This is a genomic window from Catellatospora bangladeshensis, assembly GCF_016862575.1.
Taxonomy (GTDB): Bacteria; Actinomycetota; Actinomycetes; order Mycobacteriales; family Micromonosporaceae; genus Catellatospora; species Catellatospora bangladeshensis.
In genome coordinates this window covers 1-7,441 of the sequence record NZ_BONF01000079.1, presented here as the reverse complement: position 1 = coordinate 7,441, position 7,441 = coordinate 1, and the positions used below count along the sequence as shown (strand labels likewise).

Sequence of the window (7,441 nt, the reverse complement as noted above, 5' to 3'; positions counted from 1 at the left end):
CCTCGGCAACCTCACCGCCCTCACCACGCTGTACGTCGACCACAACCAGCTGAGGCAGCTGCCCGACAGCCTCGGCAACCTCACCGCCCTCACCTGGCTGACTCTCGGCCGCAACCCGCTGACGAGTCCGTCGGACGATGTCGTGTCCCAAGGTCTTGAAGCAGTGCTCACGTATCTGCGGGCCAACCGTGCGTCGATACGGCAGTGGACATCGAAGCTACTGATCGTGGGCGAGGGCCGGGTAGGGAAGACATCGCTCGTCAAGGCCCTCGCCGACCAGCCACACAACCCCGGTGAGCCGACCACCCATGGTCTGCTACTCAGTCGGCTGCCGCTCGTGCACCCAGGTGAGTCCAGTATTGTCATGGATCTCTCGGTGTGGGACTTCGGCGGACAGGACATCTACCACGCCACGCATCAGTTCTTCCTCACGGGTCGGTCGTTGTTCCTTTTGGTATGGAACGCCAGTGAAGGAGCAGACCGAGGTCGGCTGCGCTACTGGCTGGACATAATCACCGCCCGCGCACCCCAGGCCCCGATCCTGATCGTCGCTACGCACACCGCCACCCGGCCGGCGGACATCGACCTGACTGAACTGCACGAGCAGTACCCGGCGATCATCGGGCACCTCAGTGTGGACTGCGCAGCCCGCACCGGCATCGACGCCCTGCGCACAGCCATCACCACCGCCGCTGCCGACCTGCCGCTGATGGGCGCCGCTTGGCCGCGGCGCTGGGTCACCACCGCAGCAGAACTGACCACTGCAGGTCTGCCCCGACACCTGTCGACTGACGAACTCTGGCAGGCGATGGGCCGAGCGGGCATCCTCGACAGCAGCGAGCGGCAGACGTTGGCGATCGCGCTGCATCACCGTGGCGAGATCCTCTACTTCCCCGACGACGAGGAGCTGGCCGACACGGTGGTCCTCGACCCGCAGTGGCTCAACGTCTGCATCGCGCGAATCCTCGACAATCCCGGCGTGGCAGCGCGGCGCGGGCTGCTCACTACGGCCGACATGGCCGACGCGTGGCCGAAGTTGTCCCACGGCGAGCGCGAGCACCTGCTGAACCTGATGGACCGCTTTGACGTCTCCTACCGAATACGCGATAGCCGCGACGGCGCGAAAGGGATCGTAGTCAGCTGGCTACCCCAGGCGGCGCCAGACATCAGCCCGGTTTGGCCGCTTTCTGGCAACGAGATCCGGCTGGTCTACCAACTCCCCGTCCTGCCACCAGGCATTCCCGGCTGGTTCCTAGCTCGCTCGCACCGATTCGCCACCGAATACCGGTGGCGAACCGGTGCGGTGCTACGTCACCCCGACGGCGAACACGTCGGACTACTACGGACCGACACCCAGCGCCGACGCATCGAACTGACGGTGCGCGGGCCGATGCCCGCACCGTTCTTCGCCGTCCTGGACGACGGCCTCAACCTCACCATCGACCGCTACCCCGGCCTGAAAGTCACCAGATGGGTACCCTGCCACAGCCACGGATCATGCGACGAGGAGTTCGACTACGCCAAAGTCGTTCATCGGGTTAGGCGCGGGCATCACGACATCTACTGTCGGGAACTCGAAGGCATGGTAGACATCGCTGGCCTGCTCACCGGCATCACACCGCCTGTGCGTGACCTCGCCACCGCCGCTGACGTGCGCGAACTCGCCGCTACGGTTGAGCAGATGCGCGACGGCTTGGAGCAGCACAATGCGCTCGCGCAGCGCAACCACATGCGGGTAGGCACGTTGATCCAGCAGGCTCAGAGCGCCCACTGCCCCAGCGTGTTCACCATCACCTATACCGGGAAGCGAAAAATCGGCAAAAGCACACATGTCCTGCGGCTGTACTGCGAGGAACCCGGAACATGGCACCCCCTGCCAGGGGACACCGGCTGCTACGAGGTCACCGAACTCGCCGAATGGCTGCGCACCGCCGGTCCGTACATGGCAAAGACCCTGCGCTTCCTCCGGGCCACTATGCCCTACATTGGGCCGATCCTCGGCATCGCCGCTCACGACCTGCAAGAACAGCTCGCAGACGAACTCGACCTGTTCAAGCAGGTCCTCGACGACACGCCGGCCGACCGCCTAGACGACCCCAACCAGAGCAAGCATGACTCTGGCGACGCGCCTATCCGCCATGCGGAGAACGACGCCGACTACCGCGTCCTGCGCGCAATGATGCTCAGACTCGACCCAGACCAGCACTGGGGCGGACTGTCGCACCTGCTAACCCCGGAAGGCCTAAGCCTCTACGTGTGCTCAGAGCACCTGAGCGCCTATCGGCAGCTGCCTAACCGCTAACTTGCGAACTTGATGCACCTTTGTCGGCAGGGGCCGACCAGTATCGGTGAGCTGCGACAACTGTCCACCAGTGTGGGTTGGCCGCCGGGCTGGTCGAGCGGCTTGGCTGTACATACGGCTGTACAGCCAACGAGCGCATTAAGTTGATGAAGTGGAAGCTAGTCGGTCCCTTGCACCGTGAACCACGTGTTCGCCGCGGGCCGCGCAGCGCCCTTGCCAAGCTCTCCGTCCCACGTAATCCTGGGCCAGCGCTCCATCGCTACCGTGGCGGGTGTCAGCATCTGGAGATTCGACTGCCTGGGCTGATAAGCAGACCAGTTCTGTCCGTCAGAGGGTGTTTAGCTCGGACAGTTCGGCGGCTGTAGCGCGCGTGTTCGCGTGGAGGCTGGATGGGTTCTGTTCGGCGTGGGCGCGTATCGGGCGTAGCGGGAGTGTCTGGGTGGTAGACGGTTCGACCGCCGGCGGCGGGTGGGCTGGCGACGCAGGACGCCTTACCCGCGGTGTGTCCGCTGGGGATGTTGCGCGGTGGGCGGAGGTGCACCGCCTGGCGGTGGCTGGCCAGCAGCAGGCGATCGCTCGTGGTGTGGGTGCTCGGGTGTCCGCAGTGTGGTTACGCAATTCGCGGTTCGCTGACGTGGTGGCGCTGTCGTGGCAGACGCTGACGCTGGGGCCGGACGCCACGTCACTCAACTACCTGGGTCAGGCGCTATCTGAAATCGGTCAGCCCCAGCAGGCGCTGGCCTGCTTTGAGCAGGCTCTGCCCATCCGGCGGGAGGCCGGTGACCGCGCCGGGGAAGCCACGACGCTCAACAACATCGGCTCCGTGTACGACCGGATGGGTGACCGGCGGCAGGCCCTGGCCTACTACCACCAGGCCCTGCCCATCCGGCGAGAGGCCAGGGACCGCGCCGGGGAAGCCACGACGCTCAACAACATCGGCCACGTGTACGACGGGCTGGGTGACCGGAAGCGGGCCCTGGCCTACTACCACCAGGCCCTGCCCATCCGGCGAGAGGCCAGGGACCGCGTCGGGGAAGCCAGCACGCTCAACAACATCGGCTCCGTGTACAACGGGCTGGGTGACCGGAAGCGGGCCCTGGCCTACTACCAGCAGGCCCTGCCCATCATGCGAGAGGTCGGCGACCGCGTCGGGGAAGCCGCGACCCTCAACAACATCGGCCACGTAAACAACGAACTGGGAGACCGGAAGCAGGCCCTGGCCTACTACCAGCAGGCTCTACCCATTACGCGAGAGGTCGGCAGTCGTGCCGGCGAAGCCACCACCCTCAACAACATCGGCCTCGTATACGACGGGCTGGGTGACCAGAAGCTGGCCCTGGCCTACTACCAGCAGGCCCTGATCATGCTGCGTGAGGTCGGCAACCGTGCTGCGGAAGCGGTCACTCGCTTCAACGTCGCGATGATTCATCGTGCTTATGGCAACCTAGACGAGGCGATCCGGGAACTCGAACTGGTAGTCGAACTGGACCGCCAGGTCGAGCATCCTGACCTGGCATCAGATACCGCCGTTCTCGAACACGTACGCCAGGAACGGGCGGAAGGTCCTGAAAGTCAGTAGTTGCAGCCGGGGAGCGGCCGTGCGCGTCCACCCTTCGGAGACCCTCACCAGCGCCGATTGGCGTGGTTTCAAGACACCGACCGGAACGCCCGCTTCCTGTGATTGCACCGCTAGAGCCGGGGATTAGCCCGCAAATTGCGTGGAGCCCCTATTGGGCGTGACCGTGAGGGTAGATGTCGATGGGCAGCGACAAATCCTGCTCGAAGGACACCACATCCATAGTGGCTATACGTCCCGGATTCCGGTGCAACGTGCCACGCGCGACGACCGGCCCGCGCTTGTGGCTGGCGCGTGCGGTTTCATAGTCATCGTCCGCAAGGTCAAGCCGCACAAGCCGCTTACCGCCGTCGATGATGGTCTCGACCTCTACTCGTCCACCCTCATCCCCTGCTCGGCTCTTTAGCCCAACAACCACACCGTAAATAACTTCTTGGCGCTCAACGGGGTCCTTGCGAAGGACCGCCGCCACCTCTCGCACACGATCTTCGCACTCCCGAGGGAACTCGAAGCGCTCCTGAACATGGAGTGGCCTACGTACTCCAGGCGCCCAAACTATCGAGATATCCACGGATTCTATGGATGATGGCTGGAGCGCTTTAATTATGCTTCTACACATCTCATAAGATAGGCCCTCGCCCACCCCGTCATGAATATCGGACATCCGTGGCGAGTTCTCTGATTGCACCGCAATTTCTTCGAGTGTCTCCAACGACCTTGCCAATGTGGTCAATGCACGTCTTTCGAACGCCGATTCTTCGACCGACTCAAAAAGTTGCGGTCGATCGAGATCAAATTCCATCTCAGGAATCCGCGCATTCGTAACCACTGGAACGATGTAGGAACCAGGTCGCGTGTGCCCGACAAGCGTCTTCGTGGCCTGTTGTCTAGCCTTCTTTGGCAACGATCTACCGAAGTATCCTCGTCGTGTAATAGTTGACGCAGATGCCGTGACCATGAGGTCCCGCGCCATTGTAAATAGCCTCTCCCCCGCATCCAAGGCAATATATTCACTGCCATACTGATGCTCTGCGCGCATGTTCGCCACGTCATGAAATTGCCGACTGATGTCCTCAACAATCTGAGTTGCCGGTCGATCCTCGCACGCGCGAAGATCCTCAATCAAGATGCTAAACCGCTTCTCATAATCGGGTGCACCAGCCATAGTGGGCACCAGCACTTCCATGCCGTCAGTCGTATTTCGGTGCCGCACATCCGAGCGTCTCCAAAGCTGCCCGGTGCCGCCCCTAAATTCGCAATGCCAACCGGTGATATTTAGGTAGCTTTCGACATGCGCCAAGGTAATAGGGAAATGGCTCATGCCATCAACCCCCAAGGAAGACCAAGAGTCTTGTGTCGCGAGTGCTCCATCATCATCGCGAGGGCGTCACGATCGAACCTATTGGTAATAGGCATCTTAATCGAGATGGTCGCTTGATTGGAAACTTCGGGTGAACCCTGTATGCAGCCGTAGAAGCCCACGCAGCGCATCACTGTGTGTTCAAGTTCGTGCGAAAGCCATTTGTCAATATCCGGAGGCACAACTATTACGACGAGATACCCCGGAGCACATCGTTCGACAACACGAAGTTTGTTGTAAGTGGGAATGTCCAGGTCAAACGTATGGTGATCACCAACTCGAGGCAATGCTTGTGTGCACTTAAGCTGAATGTCGACCATCAGGCCGCCTTTTCGGATAGTGACATCGACACCATCCTTATCGACGTCCCAGTCTCCTATGGTCATACCTTCTTGCGCGCTGGCGACGTTGGCATGTACGAAAGCTCGACTGATCTGCTCTTTCTGCCATGTTTCCGCCATAGTTCTACCCCCTCGCGCCAGTCGCATCCCGCAACCTAGCCGTTACAAGGCGTGTCGGGGTATTCACCGAACGGTCGATGGACGGTTGACCTGCTGCACGCACGTCAGCTCCGGTGGGCGAATGACGTGACGTGACCCCGTGCTAGCTCAGGTCGATGCCGTATAGCCCCAACGCTGCCCGGTCCCCCTGTACTGCGATACCGGGATTGGCTCGGCGCCCGGCCTCATCCGCGAGCGGTAGAGAACTCCGCAGAGGTGGTCGACCTCATGGCCCACTAGGCGTGCGTCTCCGCCGGAAAACTCGGTGATCTGCGTGTTCCCCTCGATATCCTGATGCTCAACCTCGATCACGGTGGGTCGCGGCACCATTCCCCGCACGTCAAAGAAGCTCAGGCATCCTTCGTACTGCTCGTCAACGGATGCGGACTCGGCGATAATCCGAGGGTTGAGCAGGGTAATGACGTGGTCCTCGGCGGTACGGACGACCGCGGCGGCCCGGCCGATACCGATCTGCGGAGCAGCGACTCCCATGCCTTTTGCAAACGTGTGGACCTGGGCCACGCGCTCCATGCGTGCGACTAGCTCTGTCACGACACGGCGCGCGTCGTTCGCTTCGGTCGGAAGCTCGAACCGCCTGGCTGCCTCGTACAGCAGCGGGTTGCCTTCCTGAAGGATGCCGAGGGCCCACATCTGCTCGCTTGGCTTCAAGTTGTCCATCTCTGCCCCGCCTCCTGGCACGTTCGGGCTCTTGAACTTCCACTCAACGCGGAACCTGCCGTGAATTGGTGGTTCGTCCGTCGCCCACCGGTAGGTGACGACATCATCCGCCACCTCACGGGCAAACGGCGTCCGGAACGGAGATGCCTCGGCCGTCATGGAAGTTTGCACACCCCACACCACGGGCTGAAGCTCTGCCGGCAGGACGACCGCGAGGCTCAGCCTGCGAGTCGGTAGCCGAATCGCGCGCTGCCACCACGGACCCCACTTCGACTCCTCCACCGTGTAGGTGTACTCGATCCAGGTCTTCTCGCCCTGGTAGAGCGGAAACCTGCCGTCCGCGTTCTCGAAGAGGAGCCACACCTCTTTGAACGCGTCCCGGTCGTGCATGACCCGCTGCGCCATCGGCTCATCACCGCAGAAGGCCGTGAGGTTGACCTCCTCCCACGTCAGCGGGTTCTGCCGGTAGTGGCGGTTAGAGCGCTCGGGATCACCGGGGTACCGGTCCACCGCGATGCGGATTAGGTAGCTGGTCACCGGATCCGCACCGACGTTGTGTAGCAACCTGCGCACGCGCGTGCGGAACACGCCCTCCCGATAGCTCAACTCGGCATCTTCGTGCTCCACCACGAGCGACGACCCCGGCGCGGGCTGCTGGTCGATGCCGCCGCTGTCGTGCGTACGCGTCTCGGCCCCGATGCCAGCCTCTGCCAGCTCCCGCCAGCGGCGGAACAGCGCTCGGCCCGCGCGTAGGTGCTGGTCGGCCTTCTCGGCGAACTCCCGACTCGGGATCAGCGTGCCGTTCTCCACCTTGGAGATATACGACGAGTCGTAGCCGACCAGCGGCGCAAGCGCCTTCTGCGAGTAGCTGGACACGGCCCGCCAGTGCTTCAACTCGGCGATGAAGTCTTTGACCAGCTCGTTCTGCTCCGCCGTCCGTCCGGACTCGTCGGTCACGAGAGCGCCCCCTCCCCCTATGAATGGACTGATTCGAGGTTGATCGACGGTCAACCTGTTGTCCACCC

Annotated in this window: 5 protein-coding genes; 2 read left to right on the top strand and 3 right to left on the bottom strand. The window is 62.5% G+C overall.

Translation table 11 applies throughout. The annotated features are described in order from the left end of the window. Positions 1–2,302 (top strand): COR domain-containing protein (locus Cba03nite_RS39200; protein WP_203757614.1); only part of this gene is annotated, 2,302 nt, incomplete at its 5' end. Positions 2,303–2,837: 535 nt separating this feature from the next. Further along, positions 2,838–3,881: a tetratricopeptide repeat protein gene (locus Cba03nite_RS39195; RefSeq protein ID WP_239126353.1), complete on the top strand. Its 1,044-nt coding sequence runs from the start codon at positions 2,838–2,840 to the stop codon at positions 3,879–3,881. Positions 3,882–4,029: 148 nt separating this feature from the next. Here the strand turns inward: Cba03nite_RS39195 and Cba03nite_RS39190 are convergent, their stop codons facing one another. The 3 genes from Cba03nite_RS39190 to Cba03nite_RS39180 form a co-directional block, all read right to left on the bottom strand. After that, complete coding sequence (locus Cba03nite_RS39190; RefSeq protein ID WP_203757612.1) at positions 4,030–5,199, bottom strand: hypothetical protein; 1,170 nt, start codon at positions 5,197–5,199, stop codon at positions 4,030–4,032. Continuing rightward, positions 5,196–5,699: a DUF4365 domain-containing protein gene (locus tag Cba03nite_RS39185; RefSeq protein WP_203757610.1), complete on the bottom strand. Its 504-nt coding sequence runs from the start codon at positions 5,697–5,699 to the stop codon at positions 5,196–5,198. The genes Cba03nite_RS39190 and Cba03nite_RS39185 overlap by 4 nt, the downstream gene beginning before the upstream one ends. A gap of 147 nt (positions 5,700–5,846) precedes the next feature. Beyond that, on the bottom strand, positions 5,847–7,441 hold a 1,595-nt coding region (locus Cba03nite_RS39180; protein ID WP_203757607.1), incomplete at its 5' end, for a peptide deformylase.

What these genes read in the sequence shown, in the direction of transcription:
- Cba03nite_RS39190 (WP_203757612.1), bottom strand. Translation starts at nt 5,199, where the DNA reads ATGAGCCATTTCCCTATTACCTTGGCGCATGTCGAAAGCTACCTAAAT.
- Cba03nite_RS39185 (WP_203757610.1), bottom strand. Translation starts at nt 5,699, where the DNA reads ATGGCGGAAACATGGCAGAAAGAGCAGATCAGTCGAGCTTTCGTACAT.